Source organism: Sporosarcina sp. P18a, from assembly GCF_002743135.1.
Lineage (GTDB): Bacteria > Bacillota > Bacilli > Bacillales_A > Planococcaceae > Sporosarcina.
The window spans coordinates 327,267-350,959 of record NZ_PDYQ01000003.1 but is presented as its reverse complement, the minus strand read 5'-3'; the positions used below and the strand labels follow the sequence as shown (position 1 = coordinate 350,959).

At 38.6% G+C, this 23,693-nt stretch carries 23 protein-coding genes, 1 pseudogene and 1 riboswitch; of the genes and pseudogenes, 15 read left to right on the top strand and 9 right to left on the bottom strand.

All coding sequences use genetic code 11. From position 1 onward, the window contains the following. Nucleotides 1-209: 209 nt before the first annotated feature. Nucleotides 210-689, top strand: a complete 480-nt coding sequence (gene rlmH / locus CSV75_RS11405; protein ID WP_029054359.1) for a 23S rRNA (pseudouridine(1915)-N(3))-methyltransferase RlmH — start codon at nt 210-212, stop codon at nt 687-689. A 125-nt stretch (nt 690-814) separates the two neighbouring features. On the opposite strand, the gene CSV75_RS11400 is transcribed toward rlmH, so the two are convergent. The 3 genes from CSV75_RS11400 to CSV75_RS11390 form a co-directional block, all read right to left on the bottom strand. Next, on the bottom strand, nt 815-1,270 hold the full coding sequence (locus tag CSV75_RS11400) for a staygreen family protein (protein WP_099675916.1): 456 nt from the start codon (nt 1,268-1,270) through the stop codon (nt 815-817). Nucleotides 1,271-1,499: 229 nt separating this feature from the next. Further along, nucleotides 1,500-1,733, bottom strand: coding sequence for a hypothetical protein (locus CSV75_RS11395; protein ID WP_099675915.1), 234 nt, complete (start codon nt 1,731-1,733; stop codon nt 1,500-1,502). A 3-nt stretch (nt 1,734-1,736) separates the two neighbouring features. Next, entirely contained in the window at nt 1,737-2,057 is a 321-nt protein-coding gene (locus tag CSV75_RS11390; protein WP_099675914.1) for a YbjQ family protein, read from the bottom strand. Nucleotides 2,058-2,347: 290 nt separating this feature from the next. Between CSV75_RS11390 and CSV75_RS11385 the strand changes: the two genes are divergently transcribed. After that, nucleotides 2,348-2,893 (top strand): histidine phosphatase family protein, encoded by a 546-nt coding sequence (locus tag CSV75_RS11385; protein WP_099675913.1) that lies wholly within the window; start codon nt 2,348-2,350, stop codon nt 2,891-2,893. 526 nt (nt 2,894-3,419) lie between these two features. Here CSV75_RS11385 and CSV75_RS11380 read toward each other — a convergent pair. Next, a complete protein-coding gene (locus tag CSV75_RS11380) occupies nt 3,420-4,850 on the bottom strand; it encodes a hypothetical protein (RefSeq protein WP_099675912.1) in 1,431 nt (476 codons plus the stop codon). A 320-nt stretch (nt 4,851-5,170) separates the two neighbouring features. On the opposite strand from CSV75_RS11380, the pseudogene CSV75_RS11375 reads away from it, so the two are divergent. From CSV75_RS11375 to mmuM, 5 genes and pseudogenes are all read left to right on the top strand, one after another. Then, nucleotides 5,171-5,671: pseudogene (locus CSV75_RS11375) on the top strand (SDR family NAD(P)-dependent oxidoreductase); the annotation flags it as partial. Between the two features lie 802 nt (nt 5,672-6,473). Then, nucleotides 6,474-6,577: riboswitch (SAM riboswitch) on the top strand. 146 nt (nt 6,578-6,723) lie between these two features. Beyond that, nucleotides 6,724-7,515, top strand: coding sequence for a transporter substrate-binding domain-containing protein (locus CSV75_RS11370; RefSeq protein ID WP_233191654.1), 792 nt, complete (start codon nt 6,724-6,726; stop codon nt 7,513-7,515). Nucleotides 7,516-7,536: 21 nt separating this feature from the next. Continuing rightward, a complete protein-coding gene (locus CSV75_RS11365) occupies nt 7,537-8,259 on the top strand; it encodes an amino acid ABC transporter permease (RefSeq protein WP_099675910.1) in 723 nt (240 codons plus the stop codon). Next, nucleotides 8,256-8,987, top strand: a complete 732-nt coding sequence (locus CSV75_RS11360; RefSeq protein WP_099675909.1) for an amino acid ABC transporter ATP-binding protein — start codon at nt 8,256-8,258, stop codon at nt 8,985-8,987. Before CSV75_RS11365 ends, CSV75_RS11360 begins: the two co-directional genes overlap by 4 nt. Before the next feature lie 49 nt (nt 8,988-9,036). Beyond that, entirely contained in the window at nt 9,037-9,972 is a 936-nt protein-coding gene (mmuM, locus tag CSV75_RS11355; protein WP_099675908.1) for a homocysteine S-methyltransferase, read from the top strand. A 477-nt stretch (nt 9,973-10,449) separates the two neighbouring features. Here mmuM and gshAB read toward each other — a convergent pair whose 3' ends face one another. From gshAB to CSV75_RS11340, 3 genes are all read right to left on the bottom strand, one after another. After that, nucleotides 10,450-12,711: a bifunctional glutamate--cysteine ligase GshA/glutathione synthetase GshB gene (gene gshAB / locus CSV75_RS11350; protein WP_099675907.1), complete on the bottom strand. Its 2,262-nt coding sequence runs from the start codon at nt 12,709-12,711 to the stop codon at nt 10,450-10,452. A gap of 221 nt (nt 12,712-12,932) precedes the next feature. Beyond that, nucleotides 12,933-13,766: an S-formylglutathione hydrolase gene (fghA, locus tag CSV75_RS11345; RefSeq protein WP_099675906.1), complete on the bottom strand. Its 834-nt coding sequence runs from the start codon at nt 13,764-13,766 to the stop codon at nt 12,933-12,935. A 4-nt stretch (nt 13,767-13,770) separates the two neighbouring features. Then, entirely contained in the window at nt 13,771-14,889 is a 1,119-nt protein-coding gene (locus CSV75_RS11340; protein WP_099675905.1) for an S-(hydroxymethyl)glutathione dehydrogenase/class III alcohol dehydrogenase, read from the bottom strand. Nucleotides 14,890-15,014: 125 nt separating this feature from the next. Here CSV75_RS11340 and CSV75_RS11335 point away from each other — a divergent pair, with 125 nt between their 5' ends. The 3 genes from CSV75_RS11335 to CSV75_RS11325 all read left to right on the top strand — a co-directional run bounded on the left by CSV75_RS11335 (nt 15,015) and on the right by CSV75_RS11325 (nt 16,705). Next, entirely contained in the window at nt 15,015-15,377 is a 363-nt protein-coding gene (locus tag CSV75_RS11335; protein WP_099675904.1) for a winged helix-turn-helix transcriptional regulator, read from the top strand. Between the two features lie 74 nt (nt 15,378-15,451). After that, a complete protein-coding gene (locus tag CSV75_RS11330; RefSeq protein ID WP_099675903.1) occupies nt 15,452-15,964 on the top strand; it encodes a YehS family protein in 513 nt (170 codons plus the stop codon). 57 nt (nt 15,965-16,021) lie between these two features. Next, complete coding sequence (locus tag CSV75_RS11325) at nt 16,022-16,705, top strand: peptidylprolyl isomerase (protein WP_099675902.1); 684 nt, start codon at nt 16,022-16,024, stop codon at nt 16,703-16,705. Between the two features lie 131 nt (nt 16,706-16,836). Here the strand turns inward: CSV75_RS11325 and CSV75_RS11320 are convergent, their stop codons facing one another. Further along, nucleotides 16,837-17,625, bottom strand: a complete 789-nt coding sequence (locus tag CSV75_RS11320) for a DUF817 domain-containing protein (protein WP_369825372.1) — start codon at nt 17,623-17,625, stop codon at nt 16,837-16,839. 121 nt (nt 17,626-17,746) lie between these two features. Here CSV75_RS11320 and CSV75_RS11315 point away from each other — a divergent pair, with 121 nt between their 5' ends. Beyond that, a complete protein-coding gene (locus tag CSV75_RS11315; RefSeq protein WP_099675901.1) occupies nt 17,747-18,523 on the top strand; it encodes a TatD family hydrolase in 777 nt (258 codons plus the stop codon). Nucleotides 18,524-18,574: 51 nt separating this feature from the next. Here the strand turns inward: CSV75_RS11315 and CSV75_RS11310 are convergent, their stop codons facing one another. Then, nucleotides 18,575-19,063, bottom strand: coding sequence for a hypothetical protein (locus CSV75_RS11310; protein ID WP_099675900.1), 489 nt, complete (start codon nt 19,061-19,063; stop codon nt 18,575-18,577). 337 nt (nt 19,064-19,400) lie between these two features. Here CSV75_RS11310 and isdC point away from each other — a divergent pair, with 337 nt between their 5' ends. The 4 genes from isdC to isdE all read left to right on the top strand — a co-directional run bounded on the left by isdC (nt 19,401) and on the right by isdE (nt 23,671). After that, nucleotides 19,401-20,051 (top strand): heme uptake protein IsdC, encoded by a 651-nt coding sequence (gene isdC, locus CSV75_RS11305; protein ID WP_233189513.1) that lies wholly within the window; start codon nt 19,401-19,403, stop codon nt 20,049-20,051. 2 nt (nt 20,052-20,053) lie between these two features. Further along, nucleotides 20,054-21,463, top strand: a complete 1,410-nt coding sequence (locus CSV75_RS11300; RefSeq protein ID WP_099675899.1) for an NEAT domain-containing protein — start codon at nt 20,054-20,056, stop codon at nt 21,461-21,463. 90 nt (nt 21,464-21,553) lie between these two features. Beyond that, nucleotides 21,554-22,744, top strand: a complete 1,191-nt coding sequence (locus CSV75_RS11295; RefSeq protein ID WP_099675898.1) for an NEAT domain-containing protein — start codon at nt 21,554-21,556, stop codon at nt 22,742-22,744. Between the two features lie 48 nt (nt 22,745-22,792). Next, on the top strand, nt 22,793-23,671 hold the full coding sequence (gene isdE / locus CSV75_RS11290; RefSeq protein ID WP_099675954.1) for a heme ABC transporter substrate-binding protein IsdE: 879 nt from the start codon (nt 22,793-22,795) through the stop codon (nt 23,669-23,671). The last annotated feature ends 22 nt before the right edge of the window (nt 23,672-23,693 follow it).

Below are 23,693 nucleotides of genomic sequence, written 5' to 3'. Positions count from 1 at the left end.
ATAGGTTGAGACATTTTCATTTTTTATGGTAAAAAGATCATTCTATTCAAAATGAAAAACGAATGAAAAGTTATCCACATTGATGTGATACAATAATCAGTAAGATTTACATGTAGTACGGAACAAATAATCGGACACAATATGTGGATAGGTCTGTGGATATGTGCATAAGTATTGTGTATAACTTTTGGAAGGTGAGTGGATAAACTGTGAATATATCAATTGTGACCGTGGGTAAGTTAAAAGAAAAGTATTTGAAACAAGGAATAGAAGAGTATACGAAACGTCTGAATAGCTATGCAAAAATGCAATTAATCGAAGTGGCGGATGAAAAAGCACCTGAAACACTAAGCGAAGCCGACATGGAAATCGTGAAAAAGAAAGAAGCTGATCGAATTCTAGCGAAAATTGCACCAGACGCGCATGTTATTGCACTAGCAATCGACGGGAAAATGAAAACTTCTGAGGAATTCGCAGCAAGTATCGATTCATTGATGACGTATGGTAAAAGCAAGATTGTGTTTGTAATTGGTGGTTCTCTTGGTTTACATAGTAGTGTGTTGCAACGTTCAAATGAAAAGTTATCCTTTTCCAAGATGACGTTTCCACATCAGTTGATGAAGTTGGTGTTGGTGGAGCAGATTTACCGTGGGTTTCGGATTATTAAGGGGGAGCCGTACCATAAGTAAAGGCGGTTTTGGAAGGATTTAAGAAAGCTAGGCAAGACTTTTCAATAAGTCTTGCCTAGCTTACCTATTTTGTATGGAATGTATAAATCAATATAGCAAATTTTCTTCAATGATTACTAAATGTATTACATAGATAAACTACTGAATGTCCCCCAATTCTCTTGCCTGGCAAACTGAGGATAAGTGGATATAAAGTTAACGATGATATTAGCGTTATCGAGGTTAGGGTATTTGTTGAATAGTAATCTATCGCCATATCGAATAGCTGTGAGTGCAAGTGGTAACTCACGTCTAAATATTTCATTGCGTTTTGCGGATGCATTTTGATTGTATTCTCCCTGGTCTATATATAAATATACATAGAAATATATGCATTCCCCATTTATAATCCATTCACCTAAGACCTCATCTCTCATCTTAGTATTAACTTTATCCCAAGCATACTCATTTCCAATCGTTAAAAATAGATCTCCAGTATCATCTGAGTGAGTAAGTGTGTAACGTCTTGGAATGACAGGTTCCATTATAGTATTATCAAACCTATATTGAACGAATAGTTTTTCTGGGTTGAACTTGACCAAGTGATCAACTCCATTCGTTTTTTTATAAATATGCGGATACCTATTAAAAAGTTAAAAGAATATACCACGGGGAACGTATCATAAATACTGGTAAAGCAGAGAGTTGAAATGGTATTTAATAAGGAATGGCATACCAAAATTCAGTTATACATCAGGGCTATATTGAACCGTATCATAAGTAAAGGCGGATAAAATAGAAAATTGAAAAGGGGCCTTTATAGGCCCCTTTTCAATTTTTATTTTCCTCTTTATAAAAGCGTTCTCCGGATTCAGGGTTGAAATAAACAACTAATCTTTTATTTGTTATTGGATCAATTGAAATCTCATTTGTCCGTATAAATCCTTTTGGTACTTGCCTACCATGTTTTGTTTTGAAACGGCGATCCCAAATGAGCCATGATCCTATGATTAAAACAATGAGAATAATGAATTGGATACTGTAAAATCCTATAATCCATTTCATTAGTTATCTCTTTTCTACAATAACTGCTGTTCCATAGGCTACAATTTCACTCATGTTTTGACCGATTTCACCTGAGTCAAAACGCATCATAATAATAGCGTTTGCACCCATTGCTGTAGCATTTTTCACCATACGATCCATTGCTTGTTTTCTGGCATCTTCAAGCATTTCTGTATACTGATTTATTTCTCCGCCTACTAGTCCCTTAAAAGCAGCAGCAATATCTTTACCAATTCCTCTTGCTCTTACGGTTAAACCAAATACTGGACCTAACACTTCTGTAATTTGGTGATTGGCAATATTTTCAGTTGTTACAATCATCATCTGAATCCGCTCCTTAACAATAATAATAATTATATAGATAAATGGGGTTATTTACCAGAGTAATTTAGGCTAAAACCTCATTTAGATGTATTACGGTGAGCCTTATCATAAGTAAATGTGTAAAGGAAAGTAAGAAAATAAGATAAGTTACTTCCATTATTTGATTGCTATTCTAAAAAACAAACAGGAAAAGGCATAATTACTCCTGTTTGTTTTTTTAAAACCGATTAATACTCCATAGCATATATTAGTAGTAAACTGGGATGTTTACATGAAAGGAGCAGATTGCTTTGAATGAATCGCTACTTAATTCGCTTAGAAAAGGTGGATTTATATTGTATGCAAAGCATGGGGAAGCGACCGTTGGAGAAGATTTACCCTATTTAAACTTTCAAGACTGCTTAACCCAAAGAAATCTATCTGAAAAGGGGCGAAGGCAGGCTACTTACTATGGAGAGATTCTTCGATACTTACAAATGCCGATTCAATCTTTCGTTTCCGCAAGTCCCTTTTGCAGGACAATAGAAACAGCACAGTTAGCATTTGGAAGTGGCAATGTTCAAGTTAATCCATTTTGGTTTGATATATATAAGTTGAGTGGAAATTTACCTAGTATTGATAGACAAAGAACTTTAAATGATCTTAAGACTGTTTTGGAAACCATTCCGGTAGAGGGAAAAAATAAGGTTATTGTTGCGCACAGTTTCCCAGAAGGGGTAGGACTAGGTGAAATACCTAATATGGGAACAGTTATTATAAAGCCTAAAGGGAAAGGGATTGGTTATGAAATAGTTCGTCTATTATCTTTACTAGATTGGGATCAATTAGATAGTTAGAAGAAAGTTCTTTACCAGAAAAGGAGAAGGCATTTGATATTAAGAAATAAAGAAAAAACTTTTCAATACTATAAAATTTTACTAAACCTACATCGATTTCTTATAAGAGTTTCAATAAAAACCATACTTATACGAATTAAGAAAAACCGAACCACAAGTAAGTGCTGCCCTTACAGATATAGATGACCCTTATGCATATCCACCTTATTCAGTATACATGCAATGAATTTATCGACTTGGCCCTGGTGTTAAAATAACTTTGATAATTGAACAATTACACAACGAAGTCTTTTTGTCCCCTGAAACAATGTTTTCACTACTAATTTAAAAGTAAGAAATGTAACCATAATTTCAAAAAGACACTAGGAGCCCTAGTGTTTTTTATTCGAAAATTACGTATTCTTATCAAGAGTCACTTGGTAATTTATTTATTACTTTTTATTAAATGAATGAGAGGTTAGTTGAAAGAACATCTCTGAAAACACCTGAAAGAGATGACTTTTTTACGATTTCCTGCAATAAAGAATCACTTATTTTCTTCTCTCCCATTATCACAACATGAATTAGTATAATCATGTTCCCAGCAGCATGAATTAAAATAGTCAGGATTTACATAATTCCCGCATGGATAATATTTTCCCATCACATTAGGCGGAACTTTTACACCTGGGGGAAGATCTTTTGCTGTATAAGGGAAAGACTCAGATGCTTGGTTATTCCTATAGAAGAGGAATAGAGGAACCCTAGGAAGTTGACTAGCGTCAACCCAGGTAAAGCCATTTTCAGAGGTGACGGACGACGGACGCGGGGCACCGAAACTTATCACAAGATTTACGTAACCTTTTTTATCAATAATCGTCTGGAAATCACTTATCGTATAGAGTCCTAAAAGACCTCCTGGGGTGATAAAACTCATACTCCAATATCGCATATTCTCATCGCCAACGATTCCCATGTTGTGATAGGTGTCTGGGACCGTAGGGGCTTTCCAGCGAAGGTACAACAACTGAACGGAATTGCGTTGTATTTGGTCAGAAATAATATAGGTGGTATTTCCTTCAGGCTGGAATAACTGGCTTAATTCGCCCAGAGTGCTCCAGTTTAATTCACAGAATGGAGCATACTTCCCATTATCGCGATTTCTTGAAATATTATTATCATACGTAGTCGTATTAAAATAATCTTCAAAATTCACATCATTGGGGTAATTATGTTGCTGAAGATTTGTCGGGCAAAATTGCCCAGCACTATAATTATTAGCAGGATTTGACGGATGAGGATGATGTCTATGATCTTTCTTTACTGGGCAGTAAGTGATAATAGGAAGTCCTACACCTCCTGTTGTATCATAACCAATACTCGGTACATAGACCCTATATATGATGAACCCACGTCTATTAGGAACACCATTTGCCAAGGTGCCGGCGTAAATGATGTTATTTCCTGCACTGGGAACAAAGTGGCTGGATCCATCCGGGGGTGCGGTAAACCGGATTTTCAAGGTATAGTTGCGATTTTTTGCATTCCAGTTCGCACCAGGCAAAAAGGGATTGGTACTACCTGGATCGGGGAGTAACTGGCGGTCAACTACTGATGTTACGGAAAGATTAAATTCACCGGCTATATTGAAGGAAAAATATCGTGCATATGGATATTGGCCTTTTATTACAATTTCGGTTTCCTGAGCCACCTCGTATGGGAAAATATCGTAGCTGGCATTATAGTCCCCTAACACGAGATAAGTGTTACTAGGTTGATGAATCCAATTTTGCTGAGGACCCGGGTTTGGACAGTTATTCATGGAGTTAACACATCCTTTCTTTTGATTAATGTAATATATGGAGTTCTCCATCTTAATGAAACGGTAGCCGCCTAAGAATGCAACAGGCGTAATTCTAATTAAGCTCAACTGCTGAAAGTTTAAACTTGAGTTTCTATCCCTTTTTAGCCAAAACAAATCCCTCCTATACTGTCTGCATAGAAGGGATAAATCCAAGTAAACTTAGCGACTAAAGAAAAAACGCACTTAGATATACCGGAGTGAATCGTATTATAAGTGAGGATAAACACTTTAAGCATTAATTAAAAGATGATATAAATAAAAGGGTGTTAGGTAAGAAATCCATATGTCCACGACTTTTAAAAAGCACTATAAAAAATATAGAAGCTTAATTTACAAACTAGCTATACAGGCGTCCATTCATGTCAAGGATCTTTTCCGTGGTTATACTGAAAGAGAATGTATTTGATGCTTGAAAGATGACTTTAAAAATGGCACAATCATTAACTACTGATTTAGGAACTGCCGATAATCTAATAAATAATGCGGGCATTGCAACATTTGGTACTGTCTTGGAGATGGACTCAGAGGAATGGAAGAACATAGTAGATGTAAATTTAATGGGCACGTATTATGTTACACGTGCTATATTACCGCAATTAATTGAAAAAAATGCAGGCGACATCATTAATTTTTCATCGACAAGTGGTTTAAATGAAGCATCTACTTCAAGTGCATACAGTGCATCCAAATTTGCGGTAATTGGCTTCACAGAATCAATAGCACAAGAGGTACGACGAAATAATATTCGTGTTTCGGCTTTAATGCCAAGTACTGTCGCAACGGATTTGGCACTAGATTTAAACTTAATTAAAGAAAACGATGACTCTAAATTGATTCAATCAGAAGACATGGCTGAAGTGATTGTAAATCAATTGAAATTAAATCGACATGTGTATGTGAAAACAGCCAGTTTCATTGCTACGAATCCATTTTAATCAATTTACTTACTTGATAAAACATGAACAGGCCTATCCAGATAAACTGGATAGGCCCGTTTTAGTGGTTCAACATAGATCTTTGTATTAATACGTAGTTACCGTGTTCTTTTAATGTAACACCGATACCTATTAACGGGCCTTCTATCGTAGCATTAGCATATTTTGTGTCACCGGTTTTTTCTTTTTTAGCAAGTTGACTAGCAATATAAGTATTTAACTCTACAGCACTGTAGCTTGTTGGTACACGCGGTGATAGATATTGGACATAGGCATAACATTCGCCAGCAACTTTACATTAGTCTGCTTTAGGTGGATGAACGGTTACAACATGATCGTTGACGGAAACTGTGGCGGCCCGCTTTTCCTTTTTACTATTCAACACGTACATCGGTTGCTTCATCCGTTAAAGTTGTTGCATTTGCTGGTGAAATCGACGCTAGTATAAATAATGTAACTAGTAAATACTACACATACTATTTTAAAAATAAGAATGGCATTATCCTCTCTTCAAAGTAAGTAGTTAAGTAGTATTAATTCCACACGGAGATTATGGAGAATTGTTAAAAGGCCAATTAAAAGTAAATGATGTTTAGGTGTTTTTTTAGTAATAGCATGGTTACCGTCCGAATCGGTCTTTTTTCATTCAATTTTATGGTTACTAAAATTTACTTATTCGGTAAATATATCTCTTTTCCGAGTATTCTGCTAGAAAAAGTAATGATAAGGCTATTGTTACTAATAATTTGCACTTGACAATAATCCGAATCTTACATATTATCGTAATACAATCTAAATAGATAACTTATCAAGAGAGACTGAGGGACAGGCCCAATGACGTCCAGCAACCATCATTTTATGAAAGGTGCTAATTCCTGCAGAATGCATAATTCTGAGAGATGAGGTTAGATAGAAAAACCTCTTTTGTGAAAGAGGTTTTTTTATATTCAAGTATGTAGTGATTCTCAACAGTATTAGAAGTTCTGGAAGATGTTTGAAACAACAGATTAAATAAGGGAGTGGTACAGATGAAGAGGAAATCTCGTGTACTTATGATCATGATTGGACTATTCGCGTTTAATGGAATAGTAAGTGGTTGTTCCAATAAGGAAGCTACTGAAGAAGTGAAGGAAAAAGTAATTTTAGTTGGTACACAGAATGATTACCCTCCTTTTGCATTTGCTAATGAGAAGAATGAACTCACTGGATTTGATGTGGAAGTAATGAAAGAAATCGATAAGAAACTAGATGGCTATACTTTTGATTTTGTTGCAACACCTTGGGATAGTATGTTTTTAGCATTAGAATCAAATAAAATTCAGGCAGTGATTGATCAGGTTGCTAAAACACCGGATCGTGAAGAAAAATTCTTATTTACTGATGAATCATATTTTGCGGCGGAGACTGTCCTAGTTGTAAAATCTGGACGAACGGATATTCAAACTGTGGAGGACTTGGAAGGAAAAAAGGTAGGGGCTTTGGCAGGCGATTCTTATACGTTACTTTTGGAAGAGTATAATAAAAAAGCAGAAAACGACATTATTCTAAAATACAGTGAAAGTGGTAATCCTTCAGAAATTTTGCAGGATATACAAACGGGCCGTATTGATGCCTATGTAAATGACCCAATTATGATTAACTCGGTCATAGACAAATTTGGATTAGATTTAGAAGTGGTAGGACAACCTCTCGTAAACGACAATATGGGAATTGTTTTTAAAGATAATGAGCAGGGAGAGGAGTTGAAAGTATTAATTGATCCGGTTTTGAAAGAACTTAAAGAAGATGGCACATTAGTTGAGCTTTCAAAGAAGTGGACCGGTGGAGAATACATCCCTGAATAAGGCGAGAGAAGTGAATGCGAAATGGAAAATTTATTAGATATTAATTTCTTACTAGAGAGCTTTCCCATAATTATTGCACGATTACCCGTTACCATTGGCATTGCTGTAGGTTCATTAATATTGAGCCTATTGATCGGAGTTGCCGCAGCGCTAATAAAAATATATAAAGTTCCTGTATTAAAGACAATTTCTTCATTCTATGTATCTTTTATCAGAGGGACACCGTTGTTAGTTCAACTATATCTCGTTTTTTATGGAATACCGAAAGTGATTTACTATTTTCAAATTGAGTATGGTTGGCTTCAGTTTGTAGATGTAAATGTGATTCCGCCAGAGTTATATGCATTACTAGCCTTTTCTATTAATTTAGGAGCTTATTTATCGGAAACAATTAGATCGGCAATTGAATCTGTCGATAAAGGTCAATTTGAAGCAGCAAAATCAATTGGTATGCGACCATCCCAAATGATGCTTAAAATTATCTTTCCACAGGCCCTAGCGGTTGCGATACCTAACCTAGGAAATATGTTTATCAGTACAATCAAAGATACTTCTCTAGTTTTCATTATTGGAGTCATTGATATTATGGGTCAAGCTAAAATTCTTGGTTCTCGGGGATTGGCCTTTTTCGAAGTATACATAGCTACTGCCATTATTTATTGGATTCTTTGCATCCTAGTTGAGAGATTGCTTGTACGTATTGAAAAACGTGCCCGAAGATATGAAAGAGGGATTACCGCATGATTAAAATGGAAAATGTCCATAAGTACTTTGACCAACAACATGTGTTAAAAGGAATTGATCTATCCATAAAAAAAGGCGAGGTTGTTGCTATTTTAGGCCCAAGTGGCTCGGGTAAATCGACATTATTACGGTGCATCAATTTCTTGGAGCATCCCACCAGCGGAATTATTGAAATAAATGGAGAAAGTGTAGACGTAGAAGCTGCAAGTAAAGCCGACATTCTTTCCCTGCGAACGTCAACGGGAATGGTATTTCAACAGTATAATTTATTCAAGAATTTAACAGTCCTACAAAATGTAATGATTGGTTTAACGAATGTCAAACATATAAATACAAAGGATGCAAAAAAACGAAGTGTAGAAATTCTTGAAAAGGTTGGTCTTAAGGAGAGGCTTGATTTTTATCCGGTGCAACTTTCTGGTGGTCAACAACAAAGAGTTGGTATTGCTAGAGCCCTGGCGCTTAATCCAGAAGTTTTCTTATTGGATGAACCTACATCTTCACTTGATCCAGAGATGGTTGATGAAGTGCTAGCTGTTATAAAAGATGTTGCAAGTGAAGGAAATACAATGTTAATTGTCACACACGAACTAAACTTTGCACGCGAAATTTCAGACCGAGTAATTTTTATGGAAGATGGAGTAATTATTGAAGAGGGAACTTCCAAAGAAATTTTTAGCAATCCTCGTGTTGAAAGAACTAAAAGATTTTTAAGTAAAGTTTTATAGGAGTTATAATGTCTATCTCTGCAGTTGTTATTAGGAAGGAAGATTATAAATGAATCCAATAGAGCATATTTTAAATGATTTTCCTGTCATGATTACTGACGGTGCAATGGCTACAGAACTTGAAAGTTATGGGTGCAATTTGAAAGATCGTTTATGGTCTGCCAAGGTGCTAATTGAAGACCCAGAGCTAATTAGGAAAGTACATACAGCATATTTTAAGGCTGGCGCGGATTGTGCTATAACTGCAAGCTATCAGGCGACCATTGATGGCTATCTTGATAGTGGTTTATCTAGGGAAGAGGCCATTGCCTTAATTAAAAGATCTGTTCAAATCGCTGTCGAGTCACGTGATGAGTTTTGGTCTGAGATTAATCAATCGCCTAAACGACCTAAACCATTAGTAGCGGCTTCAGTAGGACCATATGGTGCGTTCCTTGCCGATGGTTCTGAATATCGAGGCGATTACCAAGTAAGCGAGGACGAGTTAGTAGAGTTTCACAGGGAGCGAATAGGAATATTAATAGAAGCGGGTGCGGATATCCTAGCATGTGAAACTATACCTTGTCTTTTAGAGGCTAAAGCCATTACAAGGGTATTAAAAGAGTTCCCCGGCGTTTATGCCTGGATCAGTTTTAGTGCTAAGGATGAATCTCACGTAAGCAATGGGGACACTATTTCTGACTGTGCACAATGGCTAGATGGAGTTGAGCAAGTAGCTGCCATAGGAGTGAATTGCTCATCACCGAACTACATTGAATCATTAATTCAAGAAATAAAAGGTAAAACCTCCAAGCCAATTATTGTGTATCCTAATTTGGGTGAGGAGTACGATGCAACGAGCAAAAAGTGGAGTAAATCGTTTACCCAAGAAGTACTAATATCCAATGCTCAACGGTGGTATGAAGCAGGTGCAAAAATTATAGGTGGTTGCTGTAGAACGAATCCCAAGGATATTGAAGAAATTGTTGATTGGGCACGTAAATAAAAATGGCAAGCGAAATACTATATTCGAGTGTGAAAAATAAAACGAACCATTTATAAATGGTTCGTTTTATTTTTGTCTAGTTCATCTAAAGAAATTGTTCATATCACTCGTTCACCTATATTTTCCATTAAAAAGCAAAAAGGTGATAGTTCGAAAAAAATTATATCCAAACCTAGATCAGTAATATACGTGTCATGAATTACAGTAAGTGTAAGTGAGGATAATATAATAGAAGGAGAACGATGATCAATTTTAATAACCATCTCATGGGCAACTGTACTCTACTTTGGGACCGAATTCTTCAATGAGTTCCGCGGGCAGATTCCGTCCGTCTGCGTGTAGTAATGGATATCTATATAGCAAGTTACAAGAGTAATGGATCTTTATATGGTAACTACAAAAAAATGGCCTCTACCCCCATGTAGAACGTATATCTACATGAGAAAAGAGACCAACTACTTACACGTTGAAAGTAGTTTATAACAGTTCCGGGAATAAGTAATGTAAAATATCCGTCGTTACTCGACGTGTTTCGCCTTTATAAGGGTAAATATGCATATACATCGATGGATTGAAGTTCGCTTCAATGATGCCATATGCGCCCGGATTCGATGCTGGTACATCGAGGTCTTCAATAATCAAATCGATACCGCTAATTTTTGCTCCAAGAGCGGCTACTGCATCTACTGCAATCTTCTTATAATCCTCGGAAACCTGATCGGTTACATCAATCGAGTCTCCACCAGTACTAACGTTAGAATTCTCACGTAAGTAGACGATCTCTCCGTCTTTAGGAATCGAATCTAGTTGATAACCTTGACCTTTCAGCATAAGAATCTCTAGTTCTCCCAGTTGAATAAGTTCCAATGGTGTACGGTGGTCTGTACCTCTTAGTGGATCACGGTTCTTTTCTTCAACAAGTTCCTTAATCGTGTGTGTGCCGTCTCCGGTGACGTTTGCAGGTACTCGTAGCATGATGGCAAGAACTTTATCGTGTAACACAAAGAAACGGTACTCTGTGCCGTCAAGGAACTCTTCTATCAATACAGACGAGTCTTCGTCGAATGCGAGAGTGATCGCTTTCTCGTAGTCCTCATAACTAGCACCGTCTTTAAAGATGGAAATTCCAAGTCCGTAATTGGTTGTTTTTGGCTTCACAACAAATGGTGTCGTAGCAAACATCTTATAGGCATGCAAAGCCTCTTCTTTATTACTGAACTCATCTCCACCCGGAACATGATAGCCTTCTTGATGAAGAATTTTCTTCGTCACTGTTTTATTTTCCATAATTAAAGTAGAGACATACGTATCTTTACTCGTCATATTGCCGTTTTTCACGTATTCAATATGCTCGCGCAGTTTCAACTTTAAGAATTGATCTTGGCGATCCAAAACCTCTACCTTAATGCCTTTCTGGATCGCATCATACATCAGAATCTGCGTGGATAGCTCCATATCCGTAAAGCCTGTCAGTTCATATGGCTTTTCCCATAGCTGACTATAGGTTTTTCTCGCAATTTCTGTTGCCACTTGACTTTGACTCGTCTTTTGACTCTCTGAGTAAAGTCTTCCCGCCAAGGTTTTAGAAGGATCAGCAAGCATCTCTCTCAGGTTCGCAAATAATGATTCAGAAACGGGGAAGTCCAGATCTTTTGACAACTGCTCCATTTCGTCAACGAGTTCATATGCTTCGGCTTCAAACTGTGTATGTGATAATGGGTGTTCAAGTGCGACAACATCATTGCGCGCATCACCTACATTACCCCATTCATCGCTCTCGGGATTTTCTTCTTTTTGTAGTAGATATAGCAGGAATATATGTAGGAATTCCGCTTGCTCATAGCTAATGCCATTTGTTTCAAATGGGTTCAAGTCGATATTCCGTAACTCCACATAACGCACACCGGTATGCTCGAATTCTGCCACTCGATCACTCCCACGTAAACGCATAGCCGTGTAGAACTCTTTTTCTTCTACTAGCAAACCTCGATTAACTACGGAAGATAAATCCGAAATATATTTTTGAATCGTGCTGAACGACACATTTACATCGTCATGATTCGTATAGCCGAATCGGCTACTACGAATACTTCTAACCGGTTCGTCTGGTTTATCGTCGCATCCGTAGAAGTTTTCTTCACTTGTAGGGGACGCACCGTAGAAATACGTGACGAGCCAGCGATAGTACAAATAGTTTCTAGTCAATTTCAAATAAATGTCAGTTTTGAATTGCTGATAATTATCGATATCCGATTGTAGTTCAAATAACATGCGGAGCAGTTCGTCTCTGAATTCAAAGTTGAAATGAATTCCACAAATCATTTGCTTGCGACGGCCGTATGAATTGGCGAGTGAACGACGATACAGAACATTTTCAAAACTGTTCAGCTTCGCAATCATGATATCTTCCTCTTTTTTAGGAAGAGCAGGGGGCATACTTAACGGCCAGAGCATTTCATTCTTGCCCATCGAACGATAGGCGACGTCATGAATGCCTGATAGGTAATCAAATAGTTCGTCCAGTGTGTTCAGGACAGGCGTGATCAATTCCATTTGAGTTTCTGAGAAGTCGCGTTGAATATACGGATGCTCATCACCCATTCCGATATTTGCGGGGTGGTCGGTTGTTGCCAAGTGCCCATCGAGATCCACGCGTTGTCCTTCTTTTTCAATACCATACCGAGCTTTCAGAACATACGGCTTCACACGTTCATCGGCTAACAATTTCTTTAGATCCATCGTAACTATCCCTCCTATGTAATATATTTTTCACTTCGTTCTTCTATCTTAGTTCATATACCCTTAAAAACAAAAACATCCACACTGCGTGGCAATGTGAATGTTTTGGACTGTTAATGGGTGAGCGTAAGACACCTTTAATCTAGACTGCAAGACACACTCTCCCGAAGGCGTCACCCTTTGGAAGCAGTAGCTACTTCAACTATCAAAATGTATTCATGTTACCCTAAGTTCTTCATGTGAAAATCAAAGTGTTCTTCCAAGAAGGAAGAGATGAAGAAGTAGCTATGGTCATAGCCGTCTACTTTGTTGTATTCTATTGCTTGGTCATACTGCTTTGCATTTTCAAGGAACGGTTTTTCATTCAATTGCTCAGGATAAAACCCATCTGCAGTTCCTTGCGTAATAAGGATGGGTGGAATACCTGCTTCCTTCACTAGCTCAGCAGTGTCCCATTCTTTCCACGTCGCCTTATCTTCCCCTAGGTAAGTCGTAAACGCCTTAATTCCCCAAGGAACCTCGCTCGGACTTGAAATAGGAGAAAATGCAGAAATCGCTTTAAAACGATTTGCATTCTTCATTCCGATCATCAACGCACCGTAACCACCCATTGAGTGGCCCATGATACTTTCGTTACCTGAGAAATTAGGCACTAGAGTAGCGGCAATTCCACGTAGCTCCTCGGTTATATAGGAATACATTTGATAATGTTTTGCCCATGGCTCTTCTGTTGCGTTTAAATAAAAGCTCGCACCTTGTCCAAGGTCAAATGCCTCATCGTTCGCTACGTCTTCTCCGCGTGGAGATGTATCCGGAATGATAACAGCTACTTGATGTTTTTCAGCCAAGCTTTGGAAACCACTTTTTTGACTAAAGTTATCATCTGTACATGTTAATCCTGATAAAAACCAAATAAGCGGTATTTCTTTTTGTTCTTTATTTGATGGTAAGAAGATACTAAATGTCATATCACACTTGAGGACTTCTGAATAATGGTTGTACTTATTTTGTTCCCCACCAAAAGAGCGTCTTTGCTCAACGCGTTCTAGACTCATGATCTCACTCTCCGTATGTTAGTATTGACCGAATTGATTCACCTTTATGGAGTAAATCAAAGGCTTCATTAATATCCGTAAAGTTTAATTGGTGCGTAATGAACGAATCTAAATCAATTTCACCGTCCATGTAGTCATCAATCATCCCTGGTAATTCCGTTCTTCCTTTTACTCCGCCAAATGCAGAACCGCGCCATACGCGACCCGTAACGAGTTGGAATGGACGGGTATGAATTTCTTTACCAGCTCCTGCGACACCAATAATAATACTTTCGCCCCAACCTTTATGGCAGCATTCAAGAGCAGCTTTCATCACTTCGACATTACCAATACACTCGAAGCTGTAATCAACACCGCCATCTGTCATGTCTACAATGACTTCTTGGATTGGTTTATCAAATGACGAAGGATTGATGAAGTCTGTTGCACCCATCTTCTTCGCCAATTCAAATTTATCTTCATTCAAGTCAATTGCAATGATGCGGCTTGCTTTTGCTTGCTTCAATCCTTGAATAACAGCCAAACCAATAGCTCCAAGACCGAAGACTGCCGTAACTGCACCTTCTTCTACCTTCGCAGTATTATGAACAGCTCCGATACCAGTAGTGACGCCACATCCGAATAGACAAACTTTATCGAGTGGTACGTTGTGATCTTCCACTTTAACTAGGGAGATCTCAGATACAACAGTATACTCACTGAATGTGCTCGTTCCCATGTAGTGATAAATAGGTTCGCCATTATAAGAGAAGCGAGTTGTACCGTCAGGCATTAATCCTTTACCTTGGGTTTCGCGAATTGCCCCACATAGGTTAGTTTTACCGGATAGACAGAATTTACATTTCCCACATTCAGGTGTATAAAGTGGAATAACGTGATCGCCAGGTTTAACGGAAGTGACTCCTTCACCTATTGAAACGACGACACCAGCGCCTTCATGACCTAAGACAGCAGGAAATACACCTTCTGCGTCATCGCCTGATAATGTATATGCGTCTGTATGACAGACAGAAGTGTAAAGAATTTTGACTAATACCTCATGAGCTTTTGGTTCTTCTACATCGATTTCTACAATTTTAAGTGGTTCTCCAGGTTTGAATGCTACAGCTGCTCTACTTTTCAAATGAAGCCCTTCTTTCTTTTACTGTATTGTGTTTACTTTTCTATCATTACATATTATAATTCACCATGCAATACTGACTCTTTTGTCACTATGAACATGAATAGTATAGAAAGAAGTGAAGCAATATGGTCATTCAGTATAAAGATAAGCAGTACTTTACAAGCAAGGATTTGGCTTTGTCTGTCATAGGAGGTCGTTGGAAAATTGCGATCATCTGGTGCTTACTGCACGAATCACCGTTAAGGTTGAGCGAAATACAGAAAAAACTTCCGGATGCCAATCAACGTATGTTGATCAGACAGTTACGAGAATTAGAAGAGGATAAAATCATTACGCGCTATGTCTATCCCGTCGTGCCGCCAAAAGTGGAGTACAAATTAAGTGAAGTGGGTTTATTATTGGAACCAGTCGTTACCTCGATTTGTGATTTTGGTGATCAGTTTATGCAAACAATTGAACAAGAGACAGATTCAACGTTAGTTGACTGAATGGAGACAAATTGTAACGAATCAAGCTATACTAAGAATTACAGCAATATACTATAGAGGGTACAGGTGATTACATGAATAATAATGATATTTTAGGCAGATTACGCTATGCACTGGATCTAAAGGATTCCGCAGTTGTAGAAATGTTTGCGTTAGGCGGACTGAAGACAAACAGAGCGGAAGTAAAAGAGATGCTGACAAAAACGAATGAAGATAGTACGGATGAAATGCAGATGAATGAATATGCAAAGGAAATCGACAATATGACGTTGGAGTCATTTCTAAATGGCTTGATCAGCTCAAAAAGAGGAGTACCGGAGAATACCGGCAATGCTCCGCAACCATTTCTTATGTCAGAAGAAGGCCATCGTAATGTCAATAATATTTTGCTGAAGAAAGTGAAAATCGCATTATCTCTTACAAGTGAAGATATGCTGGAGATTTTAGAAAATGCAGGTGTTACGATATCTAAAAACGAATTAAGTGCTGTTCTTCGTAAAGAAGGTCATCGAAATTATAAACCGTGTGGCGATCGATATGCTCGAAACTTCCTAAAGGGATTGGCATCACGTTACCGTGATCAGTAAAATCATAACCGGTAGAGATCATTAAAGATATAAAATAATAGGGAGTGTTAGATAGATATGTTCAAGCGTACTAAAGCATTGTATTTCATAATGAGTTTGATGGCGTTGGCCATCCTTTTAGTTGGGTGTGGGGGAGCAACTGGAGAAAAAACAGTGGAGACACCGAAAGAAGAAACTACAGAACAACCTAAAGGAGAAGCGGTTGACTACTCGAAAGATGTAAAAGAGAACCCTGTCGTGACGATCACGATGGAAAATGATGAGCAGATTGTAGTGGAACTAGAGCCGACTGTTGCACCAAATACGGTAGCGAATTTCATTTCTTTAATTGAAGATGGCTATTACGATGGCTTGATTTTCCACCGTGTGATTCCGGGCTTTATGATTCAAGGTGGAGATTCATCCGGTGACGGAACAGGCGAACCGGGATATGCAATTGATGGAGAATTCTCTTCGAATGGTTTTGAAAATACTATGAAACATGAGCGCGGTGTGATTTCGACTGCACGTACGCAAGATCCGAACTCTGCAGGGTCACAATTCTTCATCATGACAGACGACAACTCTTCACTTGACGGCGAGTATGCGGCTTTTGGTAAAGTGACGGAAGGCATGGAGACAGTGGATGCTATAGTAGCTAATGAAACAGACGCTATGGATAAGCCCATCAAAGAGCAGAAGATGAAGACAGTGGAAGTAGATACAAAAGGCTTCGATTACCCTGAACCAGTTACACACTAATCATCATAAAAACGCAGTAGGCTATTGAGCTTGCTGCGTTTTTGATATAGCAAGTTCATTTATTTCCCATGCAATGAAATTTTCCAAAGATAAACTGTATAGTGAAGTATTACGCGTTACCCTATACTAAACTATTCCTTTTTAATATGTTTTAATACCGCTACGATGAGGAAACTGACGATGACTAGTAGTAACCAAGAACTTAATTTGCCGATGCCAACGAGATGCCATGTCCCGCCTTGATTGGGATAGGTCCACGCCCCGAAGAAAGTAGCAATATTTTCAGCTACCCAAACGAAAAAGCCAATCAATACGAATGAAAGAGTTAATGGCATAACGTAGTGTGTCTCGCTTACCCGAAAACTAACCGATGCACGCCAAAAAACAACTAGTACTAATGCGGATAACCACCATCTTATATCAAACCAATAATGATGAGTGAAAAAGTTTCCATATATCGCAATGGCAAGCGGAATAACTGCCCAGAGCGGTGGCCAGTTAATCAGGTTTACGTGCAATCTTCTCCAAGCCTGACACAAGTAGCTTGCTACACTCGCATACATGAAACCGCTGTACAAAGGGACGCCTAGAATTTTGAAATAGCCTTCTTCAGGATAAGACCAAGAACCCATATGTACTTTAAATATTTCCAAAGTAAGTCCAATTATATGAAATAACGTAATCACTTTAAGTTCATCACGTGTTTCGAGTCCAGATCGTACCATCCACCACTGAGTTCCGATAAAAATGATGAGTAGCCAGTCATATCGTGGCAAGAAGGGGAGAGATATGATTTGCGTGAGCGCGAGTGAGCTGAAGATCATAACAGGAAAAATGCAAGCTAAAGCTTGTTGCCATCCGAAAATAAAGAGTTGTCGTGTTGTATTCATTGTTTTCATACGTAATGCATGCATATTCATACGTCACCGCCTACTTTTTCATAATGGAAATTAGTATGACGCTCAGATAATAGTTTAGGTTCATTCTCGCGGAAACGTTTCACGTGAAACATAGCATATTCATGAAAGAGGGTGGTATGTTTTGAGCAGACGCGTAATCGATGCGCATATTCATTTAGATATGTATGAAGAAGAAGAACGACTTCAAATTTTGGGCGAGTTAGATGTGAATGATATAACTGCAATAGTGGCGGTTTCAAATGACTTCGCATCTTCCGTTAAGCAAATAGAACTTTCGAAAACAGATAGACGCATCAAACCAGCAATAGGTTATCACCCGGAACAAGCGTTACCAAGTGAAATGGAACTTTCAGCTATACTGCAATTGATCGATGAACATGCAAATTACCTCACTGCAATTGGAGAAGTGGGGTTACCTTATTACTTGCGACAACAGCAGTCTGATTTAGACCTAACACTATATAAGTATGTGTTGGAATGTTTTGTTCGGAAGGCAGCCGAATATAACTTGCCAATTGCCTTACATGCCGTTTATGAAGATGCAGCTATTGTTTGTGAGATGTTGGAAAGGTATTCAATATCGAAAGCGCAATTTCACTGGTTTAAAGGCGACGACATTATATTGGAGCAAATTATCTCGAACGGTTATATGATTTCTGTGACACCAGAAGTTACGTATCGGGAAAAGATTCAACATCTAGTCAAACAAGTTCCGTTCACTCAGCTAATGGTAGAAACAGATGGACCGTGGCCTTTTGAATATTCTTTTAAAGATAAATTAACACATCCTTCTATGATGCATGAGAGTATTCACAGTATCGCTAAAATTAAAGGTGTAACGGTTGATGAGGCATATAGAGAAATCTATAAGACGACACAACGATTCTTTCGCATATAAAACAGAGACACGCTCATTGATGCGTGTCTCTATTTTATCTAAGTAAACTATTCATGAACAAATCACAATAATTTTATGTGGTGTTGTTTGAGGAGGGATACTCTTTGTAGTTGCACCATATATAACGATCAAATTTCGCTCTGCTATATTACCTGTGAAATACTGGCCATTTGTCGAAAGTATTTCAGTTTGCGGAGACAGATTAAGCTGAAGCGTTCCATCACTACTTTGCAGGCGACGATTGAAGTAGTCGACTTTGACGTTTTCACGTTTAGAATCTTTGGCCATAACCACCGCTCCAAATTGTGGAGGATAGATCATAGGTGTGGCAGCGTCGGCGTCATAAAATCCTGTAACGCGATCACCTACATGAACTTTTACATGATTGACAAAATAAGTTGTCGGCCCTACTACAAAGTTAACGACATTTCCTCTACCATTATCGACTGTCATCAACATGTAGCAACCAGCGTTATTATTTTGTCCCGTATAAAATTCATTTATAACCATTACAACACCACTGAAAGACTGAATATTCATCGCAGTACCCCTTTCATCCATAAATCGTATCGTTCTAGCCTATGCGAAGTTTTGGATTTAGTGACTAGTGGAGAAGTTTACGAGTCAAATTGAAATAATTTTCCAGATACCAATTGACATTACTGGCAAAACGGGCTATATTAAATGATAACTATTCTCATTTGCGCGTTGTAAATGTCACATATTCGTCATAGACTGCTAGATGATCAGGTTGCAATGATTTATGTATGGGGTAATTTATGAGATAATTTAGAAGTGGAAATATACCCAGTGAATGGAAGTTGATCGGTGGATTTATGTAGCGTGAAAATGAACATTGAAAGGGGATGATGTCAAAGTGAGAAAAGCATTTTTATACTTTTTAGTTGTAAGTTTTTTCGTGTTGACGGTAGGTCTGCCGCAAGCATCTGCTAAAATAGCAGACGGTACCCAGCAATTAAATTATCAAGTGAATCAGCCAGACAGCACTAACGCATCTATTGCGAATGATTATTTCCAAAAACCGGCACTCGTCACTGTAACGAATGGGTCTGCTATTGTACAGCTAACGCTTAAAAACAGTTCATGGATTACGAAGTTCGAGCCAGCAGGCGGAGCGGAAGTAGTCAATGAAGATCTTAAGGCTGATACGCGTGTTGTAGAGTTTAGCGTAAGTGATATATCAAAACCAGTGAAGATCCCGATGAAAGTGGATGTAGAACATATTAATTACCACCACGAGTATACAGTTGATTTGGTGTTTGAGGACAAAAGCGCCGTGACACCACCGGCAGTAAAACAACCTGCAACTACTACCACCCCACCACCTAACACGAACATAAATACCAACACTAGTACCAGTACAGTGACAAAAAAACCAACTACCCAAGTACCAGTTAAGAATCCACAAACCAGTGATTCAACGCCGTACCTATTAATTATTGTATTAGCAGGTTCAGCATTTTTATTGTATAAGACTAGATTCCAAAGAAAACAGGGGGAACAATAATTATGAAGAAAAAAACATCATCTCGCGCAACGAAAGTAGTACTTGCTTCATTACTTGCAGCTTCCATCGCTATTCCAACAGCGGCATCCGCTAACCCGATCAGCACAAGCGATCAAGCAACGTCGGCTTTGAAACAAGCGGCAGCAGTGGATCAAGTGATTGATTTAAATATATATAAATCTGGAACCATGACACCTGAACCTGCAATTAGTAGTCATCTCCTGCCACAAGGAACATTGGTGGAAAAAGACGGAGTGTCTTATGCGAAGGTAACGGTTGCGGCTAGATCAGCTTCTATGATTGCTAACTTCCAAACAAAGCAAGGGGAAGAATATGTGGATGCAACGGCAGTGAAAAATGCTGATGGTACAACAACATATACCGTGCCGGTTGTAGCAGATAAAGTTTACCCTGCCAAACTTCATGTAGTGGCACCTTCTTTCAACATGGACACATGGTATGAATTCGATATGAGTGCAACAGTCACTAAAGCGGACAAGGAAATAATAAGCAAAGTGACCGTAAAAGTATATAAAGATGGAACGAATGAAGAATCCATCATGAATGATTACATGTTGCCAGTTGCATCTGTAAAGAAAGTAACTGACGGTAATGAAGTAACCGTAACGTTCCCTAAAGGCGGCTATATCCAAGGATTCAAAATTGCCGGTAAGGATGTACCTGTAGCAACAGATGATAAATCAACAGGCGTACGCACATATACATTCAACGTAGCGGATTTAACAAAGTTAGTGAATGCTGAAATTCACGTTATTGTCAATGAAGGTCCTATTAAATATGATTCAAACCACAAAGTACAAATTGCTCTTGACGGTGCTAAACCAACTGTGAACCCGTTTAAGGACATTGATAAAGACGGCAACAAAGAAGCGATTCTTGCACTTCTTGACAAAGGTATTGTAAAAAGTGCGGACAAGTTCAATCCACGTAACAACATCACACGTTCACAGTTCGCATTGATGGTTGCACGTGCGTTGAAATTAGAAGAGGCTCCATCCGCTGGGTTCCAGGATTTAGGCAAAATCACAGACAAAGAGCGTATCAACGCAATTAATGCTCTCGCGAAAGCAGGTATTGTTCAATCGAATGCAAAGTTCAACCCGAACAACACACTGACTCGTCAGCAAGGGGCATTGATGCTATACCGTGCAATTCAATTTGCTGAAGGTAAGGAAATCAAAAAAGGTGATACAACACTTCCATTCTACGCGGATGGAAAAGCCATTACAGATCCTGAAGCGAAGCAAGCATTTGCATTGTTGTATGCAGAAAAAATCATGACAGGCGCAAAACAACCGAATGGTAAAGTTTTGATCAACTCTGGCGATTCATTACAACGCACACAAATGGCTAAAATCCTAAACGGTTCATTAAACTTCATGGAAAAATAAGAATCAACACAGATACTTCCTTTCGCTTTTCCAAAAGCGGAGGGAAGTTCCTGTCGTTTTACAGAAGGTGAAAAGGAGTGTACGTCTGAAATGAAAAAAATGGTTTTGTTGCCCCTACTTTTGCTACTCATCTCCGCGTGGCTTCCTTTTCATTCTGTACACGCAAATGATATATATCATGTTGAACTAAGTTTTCTATCAGATGAAGCCGAGGGTGCAAACTTTTTATTTACTAAGCAGGCCACGTTAACTGTTAAGGAAGATCGCTATACATTATCCATTTCGGCAAAGAAAGATCATATTCTTACACAAATCACTGCTATGCAACAAGGAAACAAAACGAGCACGCGACTGGATCGGGCAGAAAATTTAGTTCAGTTTGATATACAGGATATGCATCAAAAGATTGAACTCACAGGTACATATCGTTTAGGAAAGGAAAGTACGCAGCAATCCTTTTCATATGAAGTATTGATCCAGGGGCAGTCATTATCGAAGATTGACCGAAATCAACCAGCCAAGTCTATTCAGTCAGGTGATGATACGGTACACTACCGATTGCTTTCAGACGGTAAACCTTCGGCAATGAATGAATACGTCAATCCAGTACTGCGCATTGTAACACGTGACAATCGATACTTTGCACAGTTAGAGATTCTTCAACCGAGTAAGGTCAAAGGCTTCACAGTAGAGCAACATGGCGATTTAGTGGAACCAAAAGTGGTATCGCAAAACAAGACGCGTATTGTGCAGTTTGAAATTGAAGATTTCCACAAGGGGACTCGTGTCTGGATGAAAGTCGAGGACTCTGAGAACTTGCATGTAGGGGAAGCGTTTTTACAAATTGCTTTCGATCCACAACAAACAGCGAAGTTTTTGAGCAAGGTACCTTCAAACAACAAAGCAGTTTCTTCATTAACTAAACGAACTGAACAACCTAGAGAAACCACTACTCCACCTAAACAAACCATGACCGAAAATGAAAAGAAGATAGAGAAGCCGTCCGAAGAAAAAGAACAAAAGCAAGACGAGTTACCATCTCTTCTTCCGGAAGCGCAATTGGAATTTGATCGCACGGGGGACGATGTGAAGGAAGAACCAGCCAAGGTCGTTGCACAGGTAGCAAATGAACCGGAAGAGCTGGCCATTCATGTGCAGGATGAACAAACGATTCCCTTTGATACAATGAAGATCGGTGTATTGTTCACATTATGTATTCTGTCGGGCGTCTTATTAATACGTCGACTGACAAAGAAAAATAACGTTACGAGTAATGAATAACGAGTGGAGGATTACATCGTGCAAAAAAAGTGGAGATATGTATGGCTGATGTTAGCAGTCATGACAGTAGCTATTATCGCAGGCTGCGGAAATGATAAAGAAGAGAAAGCCGCTTCGACAGATAAAGTCGAGAAAAGTGAAAAAGCTGATACAAGTGATCAACGTATTATTGCGGGTACTGTAGTGATCGCAGATATTCTAGATAAGTTAGATATAGATGCCATCGCTATTCCTGAAACGGAAAAAAACATGGCGAGTCGGTTTGATGGGCTTCCAACCATCGGTAATGCGATGACACCCGATATGGAAATTGTGAAATCAATGAATCCAACAGATTTTTTATCCGTTTCTACATTGGAGTATGACCTAGAAGCGGGCTTTGAACAATTGAATATTCCGACGACGTTTTTAAACTTCCAAAGTGTTGATTCAATGATACAAGAAATCCAAGGTCTTGGAGAACGCTATGACCGTAAAGCGCAAGCAGATAAATTAGTAGGGGACTTACAGAAAAGGATTGAAGCCGCGGAAGTAGTAGCGGCCAATCGCAAAGGTCCGAGTGTACTAATATTATTGGGAATTCCAGGCAGTTACTTAGTCGCGACGGAAAACTCCTACGCGGGTGATCTCGTGAAACGTGCGGGTGGAACAAATGTAATGGAAGGTCAAGATCCAGAATACTTATCGTCTAATACGGAGTATCTTCATAATAGTAATCCAGATATTATCTTGCGTTTATCACATGGTATGCCAGATGAAGTCGTGGAAATGTTTAACGAAGAGTTCCAAACGAATGATGTATGGAAGCATTTTGATGCAGTGAAAAATGGTAAAGTCTATGATTTGGAAGAAGAGTTATTTGGCACGACGGCTTCATTGCAAGTACCTGAAGCATTAAGTGAGCTAATGAAGATATTCTATCGATAACTCGATGAATTTCGTTTGAAAA

Coding starts and splice junctions, on each gene's coding strand:
- CSV75_RS11395 (WP_099675915.1), bottom strand. CDS start 1,733: ATGAAATGGATTATAGGATTTTACAGTATCCAATTCATTATTCTCATT.
- CSV75_RS11390 (WP_099675914.1), bottom strand. CDS start 2,057: ATGATGATTGTAACAACTGAAAATATTGCCAATCACCAAATTACAGAA.
- CSV75_RS11370 (WP_233191654.1), top strand. CDS start 6,724: ATGATCATGATTGGACTATTCGCGTTTAATGGAATAGTAAGTGGTTGT.
- CSV75_RS11365 (WP_099675910.1), top strand. CDS start 7,537: ATGGAAAATTTATTAGATATTAATTTCTTACTAGAGAGCTTTCCCATA.
- CSV75_RS11360 (WP_099675909.1), top strand. CDS start 8,256: ATGATTAAAATGGAAAATGTCCATAAGTACTTTGACCAACAACATGTG.
- mmuM (WP_099675908.1), top strand. CDS start 9,037: ATGAATCCAATAGAGCATATTTTAAATGATTTTCCTGTCATGATTACT.
- gshAB (WP_099675907.1), bottom strand. CDS start 12,711: ATGGATCTAAAGAAATTGTTAGCCGATGAACGTGTGAAGCCGTATGTT.
- fghA (WP_099675906.1), bottom strand. CDS start 13,766: ATGAGTCTAGAACGCGTTGAGCAAAGACGCTCTTTTGGTGGGGAACAA.
- CSV75_RS11335 (WP_099675904.1), top strand. CDS start 15,015: ATGGTCATTCAGTATAAAGATAAGCAGTACTTTACAAGCAAGGATTTG.
- CSV75_RS11330 (WP_099675903.1), top strand. CDS start 15,452: ATGAATAATAATGATATTTTAGGCAGATTACGCTATGCACTGGATCTA.
- CSV75_RS11325 (WP_099675902.1), top strand. CDS start 16,022: ATGTTCAAGCGTACTAAAGCATTGTATTTCATAATGAGTTTGATGGCG.
- CSV75_RS11320 (WP_369825372.1), bottom strand. CDS start 17,625: ATGAATATGCATGCATTACGTATGAAAACAATGAATACAACACGACAA.
- CSV75_RS11310 (WP_099675900.1), bottom strand. CDS start 19,063: ATGAATATTCAGTCTTTCAGTGGTGTTGTAATGGTTATAAATGAATTT.
- CSV75_RS11300 (WP_099675899.1), top strand. CDS start 20,054: ATGAAGAAAAAAACATCATCTCGCGCAACGAAAGTAGTACTTGCTTCA.
- CSV75_RS11295 (WP_099675898.1), top strand. CDS start 21,554: ATGAAAAAAATGGTTTTGTTGCCCCTACTTTTGCTACTCATCTCCGCG.
- isdE (WP_099675954.1), top strand. CDS start 22,793: ATGTTAGCAGTCATGACAGTAGCTATTATCGCAGGCTGCGGAAATGAT.